Source organism: Betaproteobacteria bacterium (assembly GCA_016713305.1).
Classification (GTDB): Bacteria; Pseudomonadota; Gammaproteobacteria; order Burkholderiales.
In genome coordinates, this window is record JADJPK010000031.1 from 1 (window position 1) to 22134 (window position 22134).

Genomic DNA, 22134 nt, shown 5'->3' on the forward strand with positions numbered 1-22134 from the left:
CCTCCAGACGATAATTTCGATAATGATAATCGTTCTCATTTATAATGGCAATGGACCGTTCTGACCCGCCCGGTTTGTCCCATTCCGCCGCTCCGAACTTATTCCGGCGGCGGACTGCCAGAGGAAAGTCCTGTTTCACCACCCGCCGATTCGCGATGCCATCTCCATGTTGAACATCCGCACGCTGCTTTTCTCCTGCCTTCTGGCGATGTCGCTCGTCTGCGTTTCCCGGGCGGACACCAGCGAGCGCAGTCCCTCCGCCGCCCTCGGTCTGCTCGACTACATCGCCGTGGAATACCCGCAGTTCGTGCGGGACGGGCAGGTACTGGATGCCAACGAGTATTCCGAGCAGGTCGAGTTCAGCGCCCGTGTCGCCTCGCTGCTGCGGGAGCTGCCGGAGAACCCGCGCAAGGCGGAACTGCTCAAGGAGTCGGATTCGCTGGCCGCGGCCATCGCGGCCAAGGTGGAAGGATCGGCGGTGACCGAACAGGCCGGACGCATCAAGGCGGCACTGATCTCGGCGTACGGGATCACGGTGGCACCATCCGTTGCACCGGACCTGTCCCGCGCGAAGTCGCTCTTCAGCCAGCGCTGCGCGGCCTGTCACGGCGAGGAAGGCCGCGGCGACGGCCCTTCTGCCGCGCAACTCGACCCCCGCCCGACCAACTTTCACGACGCCGCCCGCCACGGACGGCGCAGCGTTCGGGGACTGTATTCCACGATCACGCAGGGAGTTGACGGAACGTCGATGCCTGCCTTCACGGATCTCCCGGAACCGGACCGGTGGGCACTGGCGTTCCATGCGAGCCGTCTCCTCTACCCGGCGCCCGTCATTGCGCAGGGCAAGTCACTATGGGAACGCGGCATCGGCAAGGCGCGCTTCACCGATCTCGACACGCTCGTCCTGGCCACACCCGACTCGATCCGGACGGCGGCCGGCGAAGACGGCTACGCGGTGCTGGCGTTCCTGCGCAGCGAACCTCGCGCACTCACACCGCCTGCGGCGTCCTCCCCTCTTGAACGCACGCGGGCACATCTCCAGCGAAGCCTCGCCGCATACGGCGAAGGCAACGCCTCGCAGGCCTACGAATTCGCGATCTCGGCCTATCTGGACGGATTCGAGCTGGCGGAAGCCCAGATCGACAGCATCGACCCGCCGGCGCGAACCCGGCTCGAGGGAGAGATGCTGGCATTCCGCAACGCCATCCGCGCGGGCGATCCCATCGACACGTTGCGCCAGCGGCACGACCGCATCGCCGATGGCCTCGCGCAGGTGGAGCGGCAGCTGCAGGCAGCGACTCCCTCGGCACGCGGGCAGTTCTTCTCTTCGTTCGTGATCATCGTCCGCGAAGGCCTCGAAGCGCTGCTAGTGCTCGCAGGCATGGCGGCCTTCCTGGTGCGAACCGGACGCCGGGATGGCCTGCGTTACCTGCATGGCGGCTGGATCGCGGCCATCGCGCTGGGCGTGCTCACGTGGTGGGTGGCCAGCCGCATCATCGACGTGAGCGGCGCCCAGCGTGAAGTCACCGAAGGCGTGACCGCCCTGCTGGCCTCGGTGGTGCTGCTGTACGTGGGCTTCTGGCTCCACTCGAAGAGCCACGGCCAGCGGTGGTCCGCCTTCATACGCAGCCAGGTCTCCGGAGCGCTGGGGCGCGGCACGCTGTGGGGCCTCGCCGTCATCTCGTTCCTGGCGGTGTACCGCGAAGTCTTCGAGACGGTGCTCTTCTATCAGGCGCTGCTCACCCAGGGCGATACCACGCCGGTGCTGACCGGCTTTGCCGCCGGTTGCGCGGTCCTGTTCGCCCTGGCCTTCATCATCGTGCGCACCAGTGCCAGGTTGCCCCTGGGGATCGTGTTCGGCGCCAGTTCCTTCCTGCTCGCCGCCTTCGCCGTGGTCTTCGCCGGCCGGGGCGTGGCCGCCCTCCAGGCGGCCGGAAAGCTTCCCGTCGATCCCTTGAGCGTGCCTGCCATACCCTGGCTCGGGATCTATCCGAACATCCAGAGCATCGGCTTGCAGGTGATCCTGGTGGCGCTCATCATCGCGATCTTTTTCAACAACGCCAGAGGCAGATCCGCCTGATGCGCGCGATCGCCACGGAGGCTTGCGCGGAAACGGAGGGCGCGAAGATCCCGACCGTCGCATCGCATGCCGGCGCGTTCGGAACCGTGGCCGGCATCATCGGGCGCCTTCCGTGGACCGTTCGTGCCGCTGCCCGGACGTGCGGAGCGACTCTCGCATCGGCATCACCCTGTCCACCCTTGTCGACCGACGACGATTTCCCGAACCGGAACACACATGACCCGATCTTCCATTGCCGCGGCACTGCTCGCCGCCCTGTCCTGTCTTGCTTCTCCGCTGCACGCCCAGGACAGCAAGGTGCTCAATCTCTACTCGGCACGTCACTACGATACCGACGAGGCGCTCTACGCCAATTTCACCAAGGCGACCGGCATCCGGATCAACCGGATCGAGGCAGGAGACGAAGCGCTCCTCGAGCGGTTGCGCAACGAAGGTGCGAACAGCCCGGCGGATGTCCTTCTGATCGTCGACGCGTCCCGCCTGCAGGCGGCAGAGAGCGCCGGCCTGTTCGAACCGCTCAAGTCGCCCGTGCTTTCCGCGAAGATCCCGGCCGAACTGCGCAGCCCTGCCAACGCCTGGTTCGCGTTCTCCACGCGCGCCCGGATCATCGTCTACAACAAGGCGCAGGTCTTCCCGCAGGACGTGCAGACGTACGAGGATCTGGCCTCGCCACGCAACAAGGGTCGCGTCTGCACTCGCCCGGGCAGCCATCCCTACATGCTCTCGCTCGTGGCCTCGGTCATCGCCCACGACGGCGAGCAGAAGGCGGAACAGTGGGCGCGCGAGCGCGGTGGCGAACATGGCGCGGCCGCCGCGCGGCGGCGACACGGATCAGATCAAGGCGGTGGCCTCCGGCGAATGCGCGGTTGCGCTCACCAACTCCTACTACTTCGTGCGGCTCATGCGCTCGAAGAAGCCGGAAGATCGCGCTGTCGTCGACAAGGTGGGGGTCGTGTGGCCCAATCAGGCCAACTGGGGCACCCACATCAATGTGTCCGGTGGCGGCGTTCTCAAGAATGCGCCGAACAAGGAAGCCGCGCGCAAGTTCCTCGAATACCTCGCGAGCGACGAGGCGCAGGCCTACTTCGCCAACGGCAACAACGAATGGCCCGTCGTGAAGACGGCCGTGGCCCGAAACCCCGAACTCGAGTCGCTCGGCACCTTCAAGGCCGACAAGCTCACCATCGCGGAGATCGCTGCGCGCACCCCGCTCGCACAGAAGCTGGTCGAACGCGCCGGCTGGCGCTGACGCCGATCCGGTCCGGGAAGATCACCTCGACGAGGTGATCCGCGTCACGAGCATCGCGGGCAATACGGCGATGGCCACGATCACCAGGGAAGGAACGGCTGCCTCCGCGAGCCGTTCGTCCTTGGCGAGGTGGTAGGCCTGGGTGGCGAGCGTGTCGAAGTTGAATGGCCGCAGCGCGAGCGTGGCGGGCAGTTCCTTCAGCGTATCCACGAACACGAGCAGCGCCGCCATGGCCAGCACGCGCCAGACCAGCGGCAGGTGCACTCGCGCCAGCAGCCGCGCGCCGCTTGTGCCGAGCGATCGCGCGGCGTCGTCCATGTGCGGCGTGACGCGCTCGAATCCGGCCCCGACGTTCCCCAGGCCGATCGCGAGGAAACGCACGACGTACGCGTAGATCAGCGCCGCTGCGCTGCCGGTGAGCAGCAGGCCGGTGTCGACGCCCAGTGCACGTTCCGCCCAGGCGTCCAGCCAGTTGTCGAACCGCGCGAGCGGAATGAGGATGCCGATGGCGAGCACGGCGCCCGGCACGGCATACCCCATCGACGCGAACCGGTTGAGCAGGGCCACCCGCCCGCTGCGTCCGGCACGCTGTGCGTACACGAGCACGAGCGCCACGAGCACGACCACCAGCGACGTGATCCCCGCCGTGGCGAAACTCGTTCGTGCGGCCCGGAGGTAGCGGGGCCAGGCCTCCGGGTCGAACTCGTTCCATGCGAGATATCCGAGCGCACCCACCGGCAGCACGAAGCCCAGCACCACGGGAATGACACAGACGGCCACGCATGCCGCCGCAACCGGCCCCTTTGCCACGCTGGGCACCACGATGGCACCGGGGGAGCGCCGGTTCGTGAAGGCCCGGCGGCCCCGCAGTTTCGCGTCCGCGGCGAGCAGCACGGCCACCGCAATCAGCAGGACCAGCGCCAAGCGCACCGCGGCAGCACGATCGCCGTATCCCAGCCACGCCTTGTAGATGCCCACCGTGAAGGTGTCCACCGCGAAGTGCGACACGGCCCCGTAGTCCGCGAGCGTCTCCATGACGGTGAGCAAGGCCCCCGCCGCGATCGCCGGCCAGGCAAGCGGCAGGGTCACGCGGCGAAACAGCGCGGCCCCCGACACGCCCGACAGCAGCGACACCTCCACGAGGCTGCGGGGCATGCTCTGGAATGCGGCGCGCGCGGGCAGATACACGTAGGGAAAGAGCACGAGCGAGAACACCGCGATGGCACCGCCCAGGCTGCGCACTTCGGGAAACCAGTATTGCCGGGGCTGCAGCCCCCAGGTCTCCCGCATCCAGGTCTGCACCGGACCGGAGAACTGCAGCAGATCGGCGTAGGCGTAGGCCACCACGTAGCCGGGCACGGCAATGGGCAGCACCAGCAGCCAGGAGAGAACCCGGCTTCCGGGAAAGACAAAATGCGCGCAGACCCAGCCGGTGAGCGTGCCGATGACGACCGTTCCGGCCACCACGCCCAGAGCGAGCTGGCCGCTGACGAGGGCATAGCGCGACAAGCCGAGTTCGCCGATGCCTGCGGACGGTCCGCCGGCTGTTCCCGTCATTGCCGTGACGACGAGCCTCAGCAGGGGCACGGCAACCAGAAGGGCAATGACCCAGGGCAGGGCCCTTGCCTGCACACCGGCGGTTCGGAACACGGGGAGCCCGATGGAAAACGGAGGAGCGCGATTGTAGGTCCCGCCCGCGCGATCGCAACCGGCGACCCAATCCCGTCCACCCGGTCCCTATAATCGCGCCGTGTTCTCCGCCACCGCTTCCGCTCCTGCCAAGTCCGGCACACCCGCATTGCTCGCCGTGGAGAACGTGTCTCACGCTTTCGGCGCCCAGCACGTTCTTCACGACGTTTCGCTCTCGTTCCCCGCGGGTGCCATCACGGCGCTGCTGGGCCCTTCGGGCTGCGGCAAGACGACGCTCCTGCGACTGATCGCCGGATTCGAAATGGCACAGCGGGGCCGCATCGCCCTCGAAGGGACACCGGTCTCGGCGTCCGGGATCCACGTGCCCCCGGAGCATCGCCGTCTGGGGATGGTCTTCCAGGATTTCGCGTTGTTTCCGCATCTGACGGTTGCGGGCAACGTGGCGTTCGGCCTGGCGCGCCATCGTTCGCCCGAAGCGGCAGGCCGCGTGGCGTCGCTGCTGTCTCTCGTGGGACTCGAGGGACTCCAGAGCCGCTATCCGCACGAACTGTCCGGTGGACAGCAGCAGCGGGTCGCCCTCGCCCGCGCCCTGCCCCCCCGGCCTCGCCTGGTTCTGCTGGACGAGCCCTTCTCCAGTCTGGACATCTCGCTGCGGGAACATCTGGCGGGCGAGCTTCGCCGCGTGCTGTTGCACGAGGGTGCCGCCGCCATCCTGGTGACGCACGATCAGCTCGAGGCCTTCGCGTTCGCCGACACCATCGGCGTCATGCATGAAGGACAGCTCGTTCAGTGGGACAGCGCGGTCCGTCTCTACGATGCTCCGGCCACCCGATTCGTCGCGGATTTCATCGGCGAAGGCAGCTTCCTTCGCGGGCGGTGCGACGATCGCGGCGTGCACACCTGCATCGGGCGGGTCGACACCGCCAGCGGCGCACCCGCATCTCCGGAGGTGGACATCCTGGTGCGCCCCGAGGATGTGGAACTGGAGGCCGCGAGCGAGCACCGCGGGGTGATCATCGCCACGGCGTTCCGCGGCGGATCCCTGCTGGCGAGCGTGAAGCTGTCCAGCGGCGAGACCGTGCTGGCCCGGCTGCCCCGTTCCCGGATCTGCGAGCCGGGCCAGCAAGTCGGCGTCCGTCTCTGCGCCGGCCCCGCGGGGGGTTGCGGCGGCGGCGAGACCCGGGGAAGGGGGGGGGCGGGGGGCGGGGGGCGGCCCGGGGCCTGGCGGGGGGGGGGGGGGGGGGGGGGGGGGGGGGGGGGGGGGCGGGGGGGGGGGGGGAAGGGGGGGGGGGGCCGAGGGCGGGGGGGGGGGGGCCGCGGGGGGGGGGGGGAAGAAGGGGGGGGGGGGGGGGGGGGGGGGGGGGCGGGGGGGGGGGGGGGGGGGGGGGCGGGGGGGGGGGGGGGGGGGGGGGGGGGGGGGGGGGGGGGGGGGGGGGGGGGGGGGGGGGGGGGGGGGGGGGGGGGGGGGGGGGGGGGGGGGCCGGGGGGCGGCCAAGGGCAAGGGGGGGGGGAAAGGGGGGGGGGGGGAAGGGGGGGGGGGGGGGCGCCCGGGGGGGGGGGGGGGGGGAAGGGGGGGGGAAAAAGGGGGGGGGGGGGAGGGGGAAAGCGGGGGGGGGGGGAAGGGGGGGGGGGGGGGGGGGAAGGGGGGGGGGGGGGGGGGGGGGGGGGGGGGGGGGGGGGGGGGGGGGGGGGGGGGGGGGGGGGGGGGGGGGGGGGGGGGAAGGGAAAAGGGGGGGGGGGGGGGGGGGAAAAAAAAGCCCGGGGGGGGAACACCCCCAAAAAGGGGAAAGGGGGGGGAAACCCGGGGGGGGGGGGGAAGGGGAGGGGGGGGGGAGGGGGGGGGGGGCAAGGGGGGGGGGGGGGGGGGGGGGGGGGGGGGGGGGGGGGGGGGGGGGGGGGGGGGGGGGGGGGGGGGGGAAAGCGGGGGGGGGGCGGGGCGGGGGGGGGGGGGGGGGGGGGGGGGGGGGGGGGAGGAAAGGGGGGGGGGGGGGGGGGGGGGGGGGGGGGGGGGGGGGGGGGGGGGGAAAAAGGGGGGGGGGGGGGGGGGGGGGGGGGGGGGGGGGGGGGGGGGGGGGGGGGGGGGGAGGGGGGGGGGGGGGGGGGGGGGGGGGGGGGGGGGGGGGGGGGGGGGGGGGGGGGGGGGGGGGGGGGGGGGGGGAAGGGGAAAAAGGGGGGGGGGGGGGGGGGGGGGGGGGGGGGGGGGGCCGGCCGGCCGCGCCGACCGCCGGACCGGTTCGGCCTCCGCCGGCTCACCGCCCCGGTCACGGAATCACGCGGCTGCTGCGGAACTCCTGCAGCAGCCGCAGCAGCATCTCCTCCGAATCCACGGACTCGCAGAACCCGTGTCGGCGGGCCTTGCCCGTATCGGACACGATGTCCCAGGTCGACCCGAACACGAAATCGGCGAAGCCCCAGCCGGCAATGGACTCGTAGCGCAACGGCTGCAAGGCATGCGCCGCCACGATCGAGTCCCACACGGCCGACTTGTCCCCGAACCGTTCACGCAGGCTGAACTGCTGCTGCGGTCCGGGTTCCACTCCGAAGAAGTCCGCGAGCCGCGGCCACAGATTGGACCACCGGATGAGATCGCCGTTGGTCACGTTGAATGCCTGATTGGCGCACCGCTCCTCCGTCGCCATCCACGTCATCGCCCGAGCAAGCAAGCCGGAGTCGGTCAGCTGGTAGAGCCTGGAGAAGTTCTCTGCCGGACCCGGATGGGAGAACGGCAGCCCGAGTTCGTGGCACAGCGTGCCGTAGACGGCGATCGCCAGGGCGATGTTCATGGGGCTGCCCAGCGAGAATCCGCAGACCGCATGGGGACGCACGGCAGACCATGTCCACCCGTTGCCGCGCTGCGCGGAGTCGAGCCAGTCCTGCTGGTCGAAGTAGAAGTTCCGGCCGGCGTGACGCGGGTGCCCTTCCTTCGCCGGCGTCGTGAACGGACCGAGATGGCTCCCGTACCACTTCGTCCCCTCCACCAGGTGCACGTGCTCGAGCGGGGCTCCGCTGCCCTGCACTGCCTGCACGAGGTTCGCGAGCATCGCGCTGTTCCGCGCCACGAGCCGTTCCGGATCGGGATCCTGCACGAACGCGCAGTAGAACACGTGCGTGGCAGCCGAAAGCAGGGAAGCGTGACGCCCGCAGTCTTGCGCGTCGGAAAGATCCATCGGCACGTGCCGGACACGCGGTGCGTTCTCCGGCGGCCTGCGGGACACGGCGATCACGTTCCAGCCGGGCTGCGACTGCAGATGCGAGACCAGGGTCCGGCCCACCACGCCGGTCGCGCCGGCCACCACCGCGGTGCGCTTCGTCATCGGACCACTCCCGGCCCGGGGCGGGCGTGGCGCACCGCGATCGCAGCGGACCGCGGCTCAGGCAGCCGGTGAGACAGAACACTTCGTCCGCCGGACTGCGCCGGGCGCCTACAATGCCTGCCACCGAACGGACACGCAATCCACGGTCCGCTCCCTGCCACCGACGAACGGAGACTGTCATGCAACGAAGCATCCAGGCGGGAATCGCAGCACGCATCGGCAAGTACAGCGACGCCGTGGAGGTCACCGATAGCCAGGGCATGCGAACCCTGTACGTGTCGGGCACGCCGGGCCTCGATGCGCAGACGGGACACGTGCCCGAGGACTTCGCGGCCCAGGCCGACCTCGCCTGGCGGAACCTCGAAGCGATCCTCGCCGCGGCGGACATGTCCGTGGACGACATCGTGAAGCTCACCCAGACCCTCACGCGCCGCGATGACGTGGCGGCCTACCGCGACATCCGCGAGCGGCACCTGGGCGCTCATCGACCCGCCTCCATGCTGTCGTTCGTCTCGGGCCTCGTGTGGCCGCAGATGCTCATCGAACTGGAAGCGGTCGCCGTCCGCTGAGTTCCGGCGGCGGGCCGATCCCCGCCGCCTTGAAGACCGGACATCCCTCGTCCCTTCAATGCGGCTTCCCCCCCTCGGCCCTGAATTCCGCTTCGGCCTGCGCCTCGCGCTCCGCGTAGTCGATGGGCGGTTCGTGCAACTGCTGACGGCGGCTCTTCTCGAGCCCCTTCACCACCGCCACGACCGCCTCGTTGTACGGCACCGGAATGCCCAGCGCACGCGCCTCCCGGACCAGCGCGCCGTTGATCGCGTCGATCTCCGTGCGGCGGCCCTGCTCGATGTGCTGCATCATGGACGGCTTGTTGAAGCGGATGCGGCAGTGGTCGCGGATCGTGCCGCGCGGATCTTCGTCGGGCAGACGGATTCCCTTGCGATTCACGACGGTCAGGATCTCGTCGATCACGTGCTGCTGCAGCTCGTTCATTTCCGGAACCCGGTACATGTCGCCGCTGCGCAGCTGCGTCACCGCGGTCAGCGCGTTGACGCCGCAGTTGAGAACGAACTTGCCCCAGACGTACGCCATGGGATCCGGGACGATTTCCGCCGGGATCTGCGCGTCGTTCAGCATGCGGCAGACGTCCCGGATGCGCTTCGTATCCTGGCCGTCCAGCTCGCCGATCGACGTCATTCCCTGGTTGGTGTAGGCCGAGCAACCGGGCGCCGGGCACGCCGCGCTGTTCATGCTCACGCCGGCCACCACACGCGCAGTGCCCAGCACCGCCACGAGCGCCTCGACATTGCCGATGCCGTTTTGCAGCGTCATGGCGAAACCCTCGGGCTTCAACACGGCCTGGGCCGTGCGCGCGGCATCGGCCGTCGCGTTCGCGTCGGTGAAGACGATGGCCATGTCCATCGGCGCGAGTCCTTCCGCCGACGACACGGCAGGAAGCCGGACTACGTGCTCCCCGCGTATGCCCACCAGTTTGAGTCCGTCGCGTTCGATGGCCGCGACGTGATCTGCGCGAATATCCAGCAGGGTCACGTCGCAACCGGTTCTTGCCAGCAGGCCGCCGTAGACGCCTCCCATGGCGCCGGCGCCGATCATGCAGATCTTCATGTGCTCCTCCGAGTTTTCGAAAGGGTCCTGCCGATTCGCCTCACCGGCCGGAGCCCGTTGACCCCATGATGCCGGATCTCCGGCAGGCATCCCCGTGGCGAAAGATCAGGCGAAGAGATCCCCCGTCCGCGTGCCCCATGCCTGCTCCAGTTCCAGCAGCGCCTTTTTCCGTTCGAGCCCTCCGGCATAGCCGGTGAGGGACCCGTCGGCCCCGATGGCCCTGTGGCATGGCACGAGGATGGAGATCGGGTTGCGGCCGTTCGCCGCCCCCACGGCGCGCGTCGCCGTCGGCTGTCCCAGCCGCCGGGCCATGCGGCCGTAGGTGGTGGTCGTGCCGTAAGGAATCCCCGTCAGGACGGTCCAGACGCGCTGCTGGAAGGGCGTGCCCCGCGGCTCCATCGGCACGTCGAATTCCCGCCGCGTTCCCGCGAAGTACTCGGCGAGCTGATACCGCGTGCGCTCGATCACGGCATCGCCGGAGTCCCGCGTCCAGGCCTGCTCCAGCATCGGCTGATGGCGGTCCTCGCGAAAGTGCAGGCCGACCAGACGGCCCGCGTCGCTCATGACCAGCATTCGCCCCAGGGGCGTCTCCACATAGTCGTACCGCACCGTCCATCGCCTCCTGCGCCACGCCGAGTGCGCGGGCTCATACTACAGGCCGCATTGTCACCCATGACGAACCCGGGGGAGGACCCGCATGGCCGCGCGCAGATACAAGTTCTGGGGCTGGGGCACGGTGGACGGAGTCGGTCACGCAGGAGGAACGCGATGCGCTCGTGCGCTTCATGGCGGACAGACTGGCAGTCCCCGGCTTCGAAGGCGAAGTGGCCCCGCCGCGGGCGGACGAGATCGTGCTGCGTCCTTCCCGGCTCAAGGCACCGGCAGCCCTCTCGGCCATCACCTCGAACGACCTCGAGGACCGCCTGATCCACACCTACGGCAAGTCCTATCCCGACAGCGTCCGGGCCTTCGCCCGTCACTTCCCCGCGCCGCCGGATCTCGTAGCCCGTCCGCGCGACGAGGCCGACATCGTCGCCCTCCTGGACTACGCGGATGCCGTCGACGCGGCCGTGATTCCGTTCGGCGGTGGATCCTCGGTGGTGGGAGGCGTCAAGTGCGACGTCGGCGGCCGCTACGCGGGCGTGATCAGCCTCGACATGCAGGCGCTCGACCGGGTGCTGGAAGTCGACCCCGTCTCCCGCGCCGCGCGCATTCAGGCGGGTGCGCTCGGGCCCGGCCTCGAGGAGCAACTGAAGCCGCACGGGCTCACGCTGCGCCACTTCCCCCAGTCGTTCCAGTACTCGACGCTCGGGGGCTGGATCGCCACCCGCTCCGGCGGGCACTTCGCCACGATCCACACGCACATCGACGACCTCGTGGAATCGGTCCGCGTGATCACCCCCGCCGGTGCCGGAGAATCGCGCCGTCTGCCGGGTTCCGGCGCCGGCCCCAGCCCGGATCGGATGTTCATCGGTTCCGAAGGCATTCTGGGTGTCATCACCGAGGCGTGGATGCGCCTTCAGCCCCGGCCGCTGTACCGGGCCGGAACGGCCGTGCGCTTCTCGGACTGGTGGAAGGCCGTGGAGGCCGTGCGCGCGATTGCGCAGTCGGGATTGAATCCTTCGAACTGCCGCCTGGTGGATGCGGAGGAAGCCGGCATGACGCGCGCCGGCGACGGCACGCGTCACATTCTCGTGCTGGCGTTCGAGAACGCCGATCACTCCGTGGACGCACCCATGCGCCGCGTGCTGGAGATCGCAGCGGACCACGGCGGCGAATGGGACGCGGATGCAGGCGTCCCGTCCGACGGACATCGCGCGGGCGAAAGCGGCGCCTGGCGCAACGCATTCCTGCGCGCGCCCTACTACCGCGAAGTGCTCACGGGGCTGGGCGTGATGTACGACACCTTCGAGACTTCCATCACGTGGGAGCGCTTCGCCTCGCTCTACGGCGACGTCACCTCATCGGTCAGGCAGGCGATCCGCGACGCCACCGGACGTGAAGGCCGTGTGAGCTGCCGCTTCACTCACGTGTATCCCGACGGTCCGGCGCCGTACTTCAGCTTCTATGCCCTGGCGCGGCGCGGCGATGAACTCTCGCAGTGGAAGCACATCAAGACGGCCGCGTCGGATGCGCTGATGCGTGCCGGAGGAACGATCACCCATCATCACGCCGTGGGGCGCGATCACCGGCCCTGGTACGACCGTCAGCGGCCGGACGTCTTCGCGACTGCATTGCGCGCCGCCAAACGCGCGCTCGATCCCAAGGGGCTGCTCAATCCAGGGGTACTGATCGATCCGGAGTGAAGAGAGGGATCCGCCCCTTGCCGGTCACCGCGAGGGTGACGCGCCGATGCGGACGTCGGCAGACCATATCGGATGGGGGCATGAGCCGCCGGTTTGCCGGAAGGACCGCAGCAGGAAGGGGAGCGGCCGGGGAACGGCGACATGCCGTACCGCTACTTCCTGCCCGTCAGCTTCTCGAGCACGGGGTGGCGCACACCGCCCTTCGGATGCGCGTCCGGATCGCCTTCCCGGATGAGCTGTTCGGCATCCATGGGCTTTTGGCGCAACGATCCAATGAGACCCCCGGGCCCGTCGGATTTCTCCTTCTCCGGCGGCGGCGCCTTGGGCATCTTCATGCTGTTGGGCTTGAGCTCCGACTTCTTGAAGGTCTTGGCGGTCTTCGCGCTCTGCGTCTCGCAGGGCGAATTGGAATAGAGCGTCTGGCCGGTCGCGTCGGTGCAGCGGTACACGCCGGCGCCAGCGGCATTCGCCGCCAGCAGCAAGGCCGCGCCGGACACCGTCGACACGAGGCTGCGCGTCGTCATGGCCGCGCGTCAGTCCTGGTCCTTACGCGGGTCGCCCGCGCCGCCCTTGGAAGGCGCCGCGCCCTGGTAGCTGGACCCCGATCCGAATTCCGGCGCCGAACCGTCGCCTTGGGCGGGGCGCGGACGCATGCGCATCTGGTTACCTTGCAGCACCGCCTTGTTGAGCGCCTTGTCCTTCTTCGCGCCCACGTTCTCGCAGGGTTCGTTGGAATAGATCACGTTGCCCGCGGGCCCCTTGCACTTGAACACGCCGGCCTGCGCCGGCAGGGTCACGATCAGCATCGCGGCCAGCGCGATGGGGCGCAAAAGCATGTCGACCTCCGTGGTCTTGAGCGCTTCGCGAAGGATCGCTCTCACGCGGTCGGCAGCTTGTATCCGCGGAAGTCCTCGCGCAGCCTGGTCTTGGACAATTTCCCGGTCGCGGTGTGGGGAAGACTTTCCACGAAAACCACGTCATCGGGGATCCACCACTTAGCGACACGGCCTTCGAAGAACTTGAGCAGCTCCTCCCGGGACACTTCGGCGCCCGGCCGCCTGATCACGACCAGCAGCGGCCGCTCGTCCCACTTGGGGTGCGTCACGCCGAACACGGCCGCCTCGGCCACTGCCGGGTGCGCCATCGCGGTGTTCTCCAGGTCGATAGAGCTGATCCACTCGCCGCCCGACTTGATGACGTCCTTGGACCGGTCGGTGATCTGCACGAAACCGTCCCGATCGAGCGTGGCCACGTCCCCCGTGGGAAACCAGCCGTCGACCAGGGGATCTCCGCCTTCGCCCTTGAAATACTCCCGGCACACCCACGGACCGCGAACGTGCAGATCGCCGAATGCCTTGCCGTCGCGGGGGAGTTCCTTGCCCTCGTCGTCGACGATGCGCAGGTCGACGCCGTAGACCACGCGTCCCTGCTTGTTGAGGAGCGACAGCCTGTCCTCGTGCGACCAGTCCGCATGCCGGCTCTTGAGCGTGCTGACCGTACCGAGCGGGCTCATCTCCGTCATTCCCCACGCGTGCAGCACGCGCACGCCGAACTCGTCCTCGAACGTGCGGATCATCGCCGGCGGGCAGGCCGAGCCGCCGATCACGGTGCGCTTCAACGTGCTGAATCGCAGGCCGTTCGACTTCACGTGATTCAGCAGTCCGAGCCAGATGGTCGGAACGCCGGCGGAGCACGTCACCTTCTCGGATTCGAACAACTCCATCAGGCTCGCACCATCCAGCTGCGCTCCGGGAAACACCAGCTTCGCGCCGCACATCGGCGCGGTGTAGGGCAGGCCCCACGCGTTCACGTGGAACATGGGCACCACGGGCAGCACGACATCAAGTGCGGAGAGTCCCAGCGCATCGGGCAGGCACTCGCCGTAGGCATGCAGGATCGTCGAACGATGGCTGTACAGCACGCCCTTGGGATTGCCGGTGGTCCCCGAGGTGTAGCAGAGCGACGATGCGCAGCGTTCGTCGAGTTCGGGCCACTCGAACTGATCGGAGTGCGAATTGAGCAGATCCTCGTAGCACAGCAGATCGAGAGAGGAGGCGGGCATGTGCGCCTTGTCCGTCATCGCGACCCAGCCACGCACCGCCTTGCACAGCGGCGCGAGCTTCTCCACCAGCGGCAGGAACGTGAGATCGAAGAACACGCAGGTGTCTTCGGAGTGGTTGACGATGTAGGTGAGCTGCTCGGGAAACAGGCGCGGATTGATGGTGTGGCACACCGCACCGCTGCCGGAAGTCGCGTAGTAGATCTCGAAGTGGCGGAACCCGTTCCAGGCCAGCGTTCCCACCCGGTCGCCCGGCTTCACGCCCAGCGCGTGCAATGCATTGGCCAATTGCCGCGCGCGGCGGTGCGCATCACGGTAGGTGTACCGGTGAATGCCTCCCTCGATCATGCGCGACACGATCTCCGTATCGCCGTGGTACCGATCCGCGTGGCGGATCAGCGTACTGATGTTGAGGGGCAGGTCCATCATCTGACCGAACATCGCGAATCTCCCATGCTGCAATGCGAACGTGAATGCCCGCAGTTTATCAGTCGCATATGCGCTCCCGGCGTGCTGCATCGCAGCATCCGTTATCGCATTTACATCGCGGAATCGATCCTGCAAAATCCGGCGCTCTTTTGCCCGGGCTGCGGCGTGTGCGCAGCATCGGGATGAATGCACCAAGGTCGGGTCCACGCTGGCGAAGTCGATGCGATCGATGCCCGCCACCTCAGAGACCCCTCAGGAATGCGTGTCAGCGCGGATCCGAAGGCGCCGTTGAGTGCATGGTCCGGCAGGTCCGCCGGGCACCATTCGTGTAGCGACCAGACTCTGGAGGGGGAGGTTCAATGCTGAAGCAAGTCATCCGAGCCACGGCTATCGGCGCGGCGGTTTTTGCACTCTGTTCCGGCGCAGCCCAGGCGCAGACGCTCAAGATCGCCTATCTCGAAGGCCTGTCCGGTCCGTTCGCCAACGTGGGCGAAGTGGGCCTTCGCCATCTGCAGTTCGCGGCCGATCGCGTGAACGCGAAAGGCGGCGTGATGGGACAGAAGATCGAAGTCGTTCCCTTCGACACCAAGACGAGCCCGCAGGAAGCGCAACTCGTGTTCAAGCAGCTCGTCGATCAGGGCATCCGCTACATGATGCAGGGCAACGGCTCCTCGGTGGCCATTGCGCTGTCCGAAGCCCTGGGCAAGCACAATTCCCGCGAGCCCGAGAAAACCGTGCTGTACATGAACTACGGGGCCGTCGACCCGAGCCTCACCAACGACAAGTGCAACTTCTATCACTTCCGCTTCGACGCGGACGTCGACATGAAGATGCAGGCGCTGACCAACTACATGGCGCAGCAGAAGGACATCAAGAAGGTCTACCTGATCAATCAGGACTACGCCTTCGGCCAGTCCGTCGCCAAGGCCGGGCGCGCCATGCTCACCAAGAAGCGTCCCGACATCGAGATCGTCGGCGACGACCTCCACCCGCTGGGCAAGGTGAAGGACTTCGCGCCCTACGTGGCCAAGATCAAGGCCTCCGGCGCCGACGCCGTGATCTCCGGCAACTGGGGCAACGACATCGCCCTGCTCATCAAGGCCGCGAAGGATGCCGGTCTGCATGCCAAGTTCTTCACGTACTACGCAGGCGGCCTGGGCACTCCGCCCGTCATCGGCGAAGCCGGCGTGGGCAACCTCAAGCAGGTCACGGTGTTCCACTCCAACATCGGCGGCAGCCGCACCAACGCCGAGGTGGAGGCCTACCGCAAGCGCTTCCCCGACTCGAAGGATGATTTCTACTGGACGTCCATCATGACTGCCGTGGACATGCTCACGCGCTCGATCGAGCAGTCCAAGTCCACCGATCCCACCAAGGTGGCGCTGGCGATGGAGAACATGAAGGCGGATCAGGTGACGGGCGAGGTCTACATGCGGCCCGAGAATCACCAGCTCATCCAGCCCATCTTCATTTCGACCTTCAGCAAGGCGAACGGCAAGGACGTGAAGTTCGACGTCGAGCGTACCGGCTTCGGCTTCAAGACCGACGCCCGCATCGAGGCGAAGGACACCGTGCTCCCCACGACCTGCAAGTTCCAGCGTCCGAAGGGCTGATGAGTTAGCACGCAAGGGAAGGGGCGTCGAGGCAGACGCCCCTTTGTTTTGACCAGCATCACTGTCGGACCGATAGCGTGGAATTCTTTCTTGTCACCCTGCTGAACAGCCTGTCCTACGGACTGCTCCTGTTCATGCTGTCGAGCGGGCTCACGCTGATCTTCAGCATGATGGGCGTGCTCAATTTCGCGCACGCGAGCTTCTACATGCTGGGCGCGTACTTCGCCTACCAGACGAGTCTCTACGTCGGATTCTGGCCGGCACTCGTCATCGCGCCAGCGGCAGTGGCCGCGCTGGGCGCGCTCACCGAGCGCTACGGTCTGCGCACCGTCCACAAGTACGGCCACGTGGCGGAACTGCTGTTTACCTTCGGCCTCGCCTACATCATCGAGGAGATCGTCCACCTCATCTGGGGGCGCGCGCCGGTCGAGTACAAGATCCCGGCCGTGCTGGACTTCTCCGCATTCTCGATCTTCTCCACCCAGTATCCCGCCTACCGCGTGTTCATGATGCTCGTGTCGGTGGCCATGCTGATCGGCCTGTACCTCGCGCTCACCCGCACACGGATCGGCCTCATCATCCAGGCCTCTCTCACCCATCCGGACATGGTGGAAGCGCTGGGACACAACGTGCCGCGGGTGTTCATGTCCGTCTTCGCGGGAGGCGCCGCGCTCGCCGGTCTTGCGGGCGTGATCGGCGGCAATGCGTTCGTCACCGAACCGGGCATGGCGGCGAGCGTCGGCACCATCGTGTTCGTCGTCGTGGTGTTCGGGGGCATGGGCTCGCTCGCCGGCGCGTTCGTCGCTTCGCTCATCATCGGCGCAGTGCAGACCTTTTCCGTGGGCTTCGACTATTCGCTGCTCACGGTCTTCGGCAAGCTGGGCATAGAGGCCAATCCGGAGTCCGGGTGGTACGACCTGTGGAAGGTCACCATCTCCCAGGCCGGACCGGTGCTGCCCTACATCCTGATGGTCCTCATGCTCATCTTCCGGCCCAAGGGCCTCATGGGCACCCGCGAGGGCTGAGGCGAGCGAGAAGAACGACATGGCAAATCCCCGCCCCCTCCTTCACGGCAAGCGTCTGCTGACCTGGTTCCTCGCGGCCGCCGTGATGATCGTCATGCCGATGGTGTTCAAGCAGAGCTTCGCCATCTCCATGATGTCCCAGATGGGCATCGCGATCATCTTCGCGCTGTCCTACAACATGCTGCTGGGCCAGACCGGCATGCTGAGCTTCGGCCACGCCGTGTACTTCGGTCTCGGCGCGTTCTTCTCGGTGCACGCGCTGAACGGCATCGGCGCCGGAACGTTCCACTGGCCCGTCACGCTGATCCCGCTGATCGGCGGCGCCGCCGGCCTGTTCTTCGGCGTCATCTTCGGTTACGTCACCACCAAGCATTCGGGCACGCCCTTCGCGATGATCTCGCTGGGCATCGCCGAGATGGTGGCCGCCTGTTCGCTGATGTTCCCCACGTTCTTCGGTGGCGAAGGCGGCATCTCCACCGACCGCGCCGCGGGCGAGCCCTTCATGGGAATCACCTACGGCCCGGGCATCCAGGTCTACTACCTCATTGCCGGCTGGTGCTTCGTCAGCATGGTGGCCATGTTCGCGCTGACGCAGACGCCGCTGGGCCGCATGGCCAACGCGGTACGCGACAACGCCGAGCGGGCGCGCTTCGTCGGCTACAACCCGACGCGCATCCGCTATCTCATGCTGATGCTCTCGTCGTTCTTCGCCGGCATCGCAGGCGCTCTGGCGGCCATGAACTACGAGCTGGTGACGGCCGAGAACGTCGGTGTCGTGGCTTCAGGCAACGTGCTGCTGATGGCGTTCATCGGCGGCGTGGGACACTTCTTCGGCCCTGTCATCGGCGCCATGCTGGTCACGTTCATCCAGTCGGCCCTGTCGAACTACACGCTCGCCTGGCTCCTCTACTTCGGCCTGTTCTTCCTCGTGATGATCCTGTTCGCGCCGGGCGGCATCGCCAGCCTGATCACGCTGCACAAGGGCGCGTGGGAGGTCTCCCAGGTACGCCGGCTCATTCCTTCGTACATCGCGGCCGCCATCGCAGGACTGGTGGTGCTGGCCGGCGTGGTGGGGCTGGTCGAGATGATCTACCAGATCGAGACCAAGGCCGAGCAGTCCGGCACCGGGATGTCACTCTTCGGCATCACCTTCGATGCGGCGACGGCGACACCCTGGATCGTCAGCATCGGCATCCTGATCGCCGGCGGGCTCCTGCTGTGGGCTGCCAGCCGCTACGTGAAATCCAGCTGGCACGCCGTCGCTGCCGTGATCAACGCCCGCAGGAGCGCCTGAGCATGCCCGCCGCCCTCGAACTGCGCGCCGTGCGCAAGAGCTTCGGCAAGACCGCCATCATCAACGGCGTCGATCTCGCCATCGAGAAAGGCGAACGCCACGCCGTCATCGGCCCCAACGGCGCCGGCAAATCGACGCTGTTCAACCTGGTCAGCGGCCGTTTTCCCGTGTCCAGCGGGCAGGTCTTCCTGAACGAGCAGGACATCACCGGCCTGCCGCCGAACGAGATCAACCGCCGCGGTCTCGCCCGCAGCTTCCAGATCACCAACATCTTTCCCAAGATGTCGGTGTACGAGAACATCCGGTGCGGCGTCCTCTGGTCGCTCGGCTATCGTTATTCGTTCTGGCAGCGCGTGGGCGCGCTCAAGGACGCCGCCGAGCGCAGCGAGTCGATCGTCGACATGATCAACCTGCGCAAACGCCGCGACACGCTTGCAGGCGTTCTGTCCTACGCAGAGCAGCGCGCGCTGGAAATCGGCATCACCATCGCCGGCGGCGCAGAGGTGATCCTGCTGGACGAGCCCACGGCCGGCATGAGCAACACCGAGACCGCGGACGCCGTGGCGCTGATCCGCAACGTCACTCAGGGCAAGACCCTGGTGATGGTGGAGCACGACATGAGCGTGGTATTCGGCCTCGCCGACCGGATCTCGGTGCTGGTGTACGGCCAGGTCATCGCCACGGGCACTCCCGAAGAAATCCGCGCGAACAAGGCTGTCCAGGAAGCGTACCTGGGCACCGAACAACACGAGTGACGGCCATGCTGGAAGTCAAGGATCTGCACGCGTACTACGGCAAGAGCCACATCCTGCACGGCGTTCACCTGAACGTGAGGCAGGGAGAGATCGTGAGCCTGCTGGGCCGCAACGGCGTCGGCCGTTCCACCACCATCAAGGCGATCATGGGCCAGGTCCAGGGTTCCGGATCCGTGGTGTTCAAGGGCGAGCAGATGATGGGCCTGAAGGCCTACATGGTCTCCCGCAAAGGGCTCGGCTACGTGCCCGAGAACCGCGACATCTTCCCGTCCCTCACCGTGCGGCAGAACCTGCTGCTGGGCCAGAAGGGCCGCAAGGAATCCGGACGCTGGAAGATGGAGGACATGTTCAACATCTTCCCGCGGCTGCGCGAGCGCGCCGAGGCGCCCGCCGGCGTGATGTCCGGGGGCGAGCAGCAGATGCTCACGCTGTGCCGCACGCTCATGGGCGACCCCGATCTCGTCATGATCGACGAGCCGACCGAAGGTCTGGCTCCCAAGATCGTCGAGCAGGTGGCGAATCTGTTCGACGAGATCAAGAACCGCGGCATTTCCATCCTGCTGGTGGAGCAGAAGCTCACCATCGCGCTCAAGATCTCCCAGCGCGTCTACGTGATGGGCCACGGCCAGATCGTGTTCGAAGGAACGCCCGACGACCTCCGGGCGAACGAGTCCGTCCGCAAGGAGTGGCTCGAGGTCTGACGTTCCGCCCGGGGGCCGGATCCGCACCGCGGACCCTCACCGCCCCCGCCTGCCTCTCCCCAAGAAACGGAGCATTTCCATGGCCGCCATCACCACCTCCACCGGCTTGATCATCGAGGACATCACGGAAGGCGACGGTCCGGCCGCCGAAGCGGGCCAGCACGTCACCGTGCACTACACCGGCTGGCTCACCAACGGTTCCAAGTTCGACTCCAGCAAGGATCGCAACGAGCCCTTCGATTTTCCGCTGGGCCACCGTCACGTCATCTCGGGCTGGGACGAAGGTGTCCAGGGCATGAAGGTGGGCGGCGTGCGCAAGCTGACGATTCCGCCGGAGCTCGGTTACGGTGCGCGTGGCGCGGGCGGCGTCATTCCTCCCAACGCGACTCTCGTCTTCGAGGTGGAACTGCTGGGCATCGAATAGATAGCTCCGGCAGGTACAGGCGCGGACGCTCGCGCGGAGCGTCCGTGACTTCCGTCACAACCGCCGGTTGAATCCCAGCAGCACCTGCCAGCGCTGGAACGAGTAGAAATCGATGGACGACCGGTTGTCGTAGTAGGTCACCGACAACGTCGGCACGAATTCGAACAGCGCCCAGTCCCGCTTGGTCGCGCTCGTGGCCCACGTCGTGAATCGCTCGTTGCGGTATTCGCCGAACAGCGGCTGCAGCCCCTCGAACTGCGTGTCCGCCAGGCGCAGGGTCAGCGAGGTGGATACCCCCCGCGGCCAGTCGCGAAAGTGCCCCAGCGTCCAGCCCGTGGACTCGTTGCGGAACGCCGCGTCGCGTGCCGCGTCCCGGTAGTAGTCCAGCCCCAGCATCACGTTGGATTCCGGGCTCAGCAGGTAGCGGACGCCGGCAAACGCCCAGGTCACCCCGCCGTCCCGGTTCGGAAGGTTCGGATAACTGATGCGCTGGTACTCGAATGCCCCTTCGGTGATCCAGCGCGCGCCGGTCTGCCACGTGCCGTCGAATCGCAGGCCGTCCGACCGGTTGAGCAGATCGTTGCCGAAGCGCCGCTCCGCGTAGAACGGGGCGAAGCCGCCCTCGCCGTTGCCGAACAGCCACCGCGGACCTGCCCCCGCCCGGACGATCATGTCGTCGAAGCGGCTGTCGGTGTAGTCGCGGCGCAGGACGCTGCCGAACGCCCGCAGCCGGACACGCGGCGAAACCTGCAAGGTTCGCGAGGCGTAGACGGACGCCAGCAGTCCCACGCCGGACTTTTCCCGCGCTTCCGTGGAAAGAGTGAACGGCAACCCCGCGATGGTGACGTATTGCTGGTTCGTTCCCGTGTTGATGTTGCTGTCGGGCAGCAGGCCCACGCCGACATCCAGGGCCCACAGCCGGCGGCGGCGCAGTTCGTCGAGATAGCGCCTTACGTTGACCTGCACGGACTCCGGCAACCCGCCACCCAGCGCACGCTCGAAGTGGTACTTCGCGGCGGCATCCTGTTTCGTCTGGAACAGGACCCGCGCCAGCTCGAGCCGCACCCGGATCAGATCCGGCCGCTGGTCGAGAATGCGGCGGAACGCGTCGATGGCGCGTTCGGGCTGCTGTTTTCCCAGGGCCAGCATGCCCGTGAGGAACAGCACGTCGATGGTGTCGACGTCGATCCGTCCGCGCACCGAGGCCAGTTCGGTTTCGGCATCGTCCCAGCGTTCCTCCTGGATCGCCCGGCGCAGCGGTTCCACGCGCGAGTCCGCTTCCTGCGCCATGGCGGCGCCGAAAGTCGCGGCCGCGGCGGCACAGGCGAGCCATGTCCGCACGCGAAGGCGGATCATGGACACGGCGGGTGAGGCATCGAATTCAGGCAAACGGCAGAAACCCTGTTCACTGTCCTGGCCATCGGCGATGGGGTTGAGAGTCTTCATCCGGTCGGGCAAGGCTCGAAGCCGTCGTCCCTTCCATCCGGCGCGCGTCACTTGAACGAGGACGCAGCCGCGCGCATGCACGCGCGGACATCGCGACCGCCCGGACGGGAGCACGGACCTTGCCAGTACCGCCCACGCGGTCCGTTCCTGTCGATTCCTCGAG

Annotated in this window: 16 protein-coding genes and 3 pseudogenes; 11 read left to right on the forward strand and 8 right to left on the reverse strand. The window is 67.7% G+C overall.

Translation table 11 applies throughout. The features are described from left to right. The first annotated feature begins 166 nt into the window (after window positions 1-166). Together IPK20_22100 and IPK20_22105 are read left to right on the forward strand one after the other, a co-directional pair. Window positions 167-2080, forward strand: a complete 1914-nt coding sequence (locus IPK20_22100) for a cytochrome c/FTR1 family iron permease (GenBank protein ID MBK8019109.1) — start codon at window positions 167-169, stop codon at window positions 2078-2080. Between the two features lie 216 nt (window positions 2081-2296). Further along, a pseudogene (locus IPK20_22105) lies at window positions 2297-3329 on the forward strand (extracellular solute-binding protein). 21 nt (window positions 3330-3350) lie between these two features. On the opposite strand, the gene IPK20_22110 reads toward IPK20_22105, so the two are convergent. Next, complete coding sequence (locus IPK20_22110; protein ID MBK8019110.1) at window positions 3351-4979, reverse strand: iron ABC transporter permease; 1629 nt, start codon at window positions 4977-4979, stop codon at window positions 3351-3353. Window positions 4980-5079: 100 nt separating this feature from the next. On the opposite strand from IPK20_22110, the pseudogene IPK20_22115 reads away from it, so the two are divergent. After that, window positions 5080-6117, forward strand: a pseudogene (locus tag IPK20_22115) (ABC transporter ATP-binding protein). Between the two features lie 1123 nt (window positions 6118-7240). Here the strand turns inward: IPK20_22115 and IPK20_22120 are convergent. Next, the gene (locus IPK20_22120; GenBank protein ID MBK8019111.1) at window positions 7241-8293 is read right to left on the reverse strand and encodes an SDR family oxidoreductase; all 1053 of its coding nucleotides are present in this window, start codon (window positions 8291-8293) and stop codon (window positions 7241-7243) included. A 179-nt stretch (window positions 8294-8472) separates the two neighbouring features. On the opposite strand from IPK20_22120, the gene IPK20_22125 reads away from it, so the two are divergent. Continuing rightward, complete coding sequence (locus IPK20_22125; protein ID MBK8019112.1) at window positions 8473-8862, forward strand: RidA family protein; 390 nt, start codon at window positions 8473-8475, stop codon at window positions 8860-8862. Window positions 8863-8917: 55 nt separating this feature from the next. Here IPK20_22125 and IPK20_22130 read toward each other — a convergent pair whose 3' ends face one another. Both IPK20_22130 and IPK20_22135 read right to left on the reverse strand, forming a co-directional pair. Beyond that, the gene (locus IPK20_22130) at window positions 8918-9919 is read right to left on the reverse strand and encodes a ketopantoate reductase family protein (GenBank protein ID MBK8019113.1); all 1002 of its coding nucleotides are present in this window, start codon (window positions 9917-9919) and stop codon (window positions 8918-8920) included. 105 nt (window positions 9920-10024) lie between these two features. Beyond that, a complete protein-coding gene (locus IPK20_22135) occupies window positions 10025-10492 on the reverse strand; it encodes a methylated-DNA--[protein]-cysteine S-methyltransferase (GenBank protein ID MBK8019114.1) in 468 nt (155 codons plus the stop codon). A 124-nt stretch (window positions 10493-10616) separates the two neighbouring features. Between IPK20_22135 and IPK20_22140 the strand changes: the two are divergent. Beyond that, a pseudogene (locus IPK20_22140) lies at window positions 10617-12225 on the forward strand (FAD-binding oxidoreductase). 152 nt (window positions 12226-12377) lie between these two features. Here the strand turns inward: IPK20_22140 and IPK20_22145 are convergent. The 3 genes from IPK20_22145 to IPK20_22155 are packed head-to-tail and all read right to left on the reverse strand — an operon-like array spanning window position 12378 to window position 14725. Then, window positions 12378-12749 (reverse strand): DUF4124 domain-containing protein, encoded by a 372-nt coding sequence (locus IPK20_22145; protein MBK8019115.1) that lies wholly within the window; start codon window positions 12747-12749, stop codon window positions 12378-12380. Window positions 12750-12758: 9 nt separating this feature from the next. Further along, entirely contained in the window at window positions 12759-13061 is a 303-nt protein-coding gene (locus IPK20_22150; protein MBK8019116.1) for a DUF4124 domain-containing protein, read from the reverse strand. 41 nt (window positions 13062-13102) lie between these two features. Further along, a complete protein-coding gene (locus IPK20_22155) occupies window positions 13103-14725 on the reverse strand; it encodes a fatty-acid--CoA ligase (GenBank protein ID MBK8019117.1) in 1623 nt (540 codons plus the stop codon). Window positions 14726-15072: 347 nt separating this feature from the next. On the opposite strand from IPK20_22155, the gene IPK20_22160 reads away from it, so the two are divergent. The 6 genes from IPK20_22160 (at window position 15073) to IPK20_22185 (ending at window position 20525) form a co-directional block, all read left to right on the forward strand. Then, window positions 15073-16326, forward strand: a complete 1254-nt coding sequence (locus IPK20_22160) for a branched-chain amino acid ABC transporter substrate-binding protein (protein MBK8019118.1) — start codon at window positions 15073-15075, stop codon at window positions 16324-16326. 77 nt (window positions 16327-16403) lie between these two features. Further along, window positions 16404-17351, forward strand: a complete 948-nt coding sequence (locus IPK20_22165) for a branched-chain amino acid ABC transporter permease (protein ID MBK8019119.1) — start codon at window positions 16404-16406, stop codon at window positions 17349-17351. 19 nt (window positions 17352-17370) lie between these two features. Further along, complete coding sequence (locus IPK20_22170; GenBank protein ID MBK8019120.1) at window positions 17371-18645, forward strand: branched-chain amino acid ABC transporter permease; 1275 nt, start codon at window positions 17371-17373, stop codon at window positions 18643-18645. Next, window positions 18642-19400 (forward strand): ABC transporter ATP-binding protein, encoded by a 759-nt coding sequence (locus tag IPK20_22175; protein MBK8019121.1) that lies wholly within the window; start codon window positions 18642-18644, stop codon window positions 19398-19400. The genes IPK20_22170 and IPK20_22175 overlap by 4 nt, the downstream gene beginning before the upstream one ends. Window positions 19401-19405: 5 nt before the next feature. Beyond that, the gene (locus IPK20_22180) at window positions 19406-20101 is read left to right on the forward strand and encodes an ABC transporter ATP-binding protein (protein MBK8019122.1); all 696 of its coding nucleotides are present in this window, start codon (window positions 19406-19408) and stop codon (window positions 20099-20101) included. Window positions 20102-20180: 79 nt separating this feature from the next. Further along, entirely contained in the window at window positions 20181-20525 is a 345-nt protein-coding gene (locus tag IPK20_22185) for an FKBP-type peptidyl-prolyl cis-trans isomerase (protein MBK8019123.1), read from the forward strand. Window positions 20526-20579: 54 nt separating this feature from the next. Here IPK20_22185 and IPK20_22190 read toward each other — a convergent pair whose 3' ends face one another. Then, entirely contained in the window at window positions 20580-21971 is a 1392-nt protein-coding gene (locus tag IPK20_22190) for a DUF560 domain-containing protein (protein MBK8019124.1), read from the reverse strand. Window positions 21972-22134: the final 163 nt, after the last annotated feature.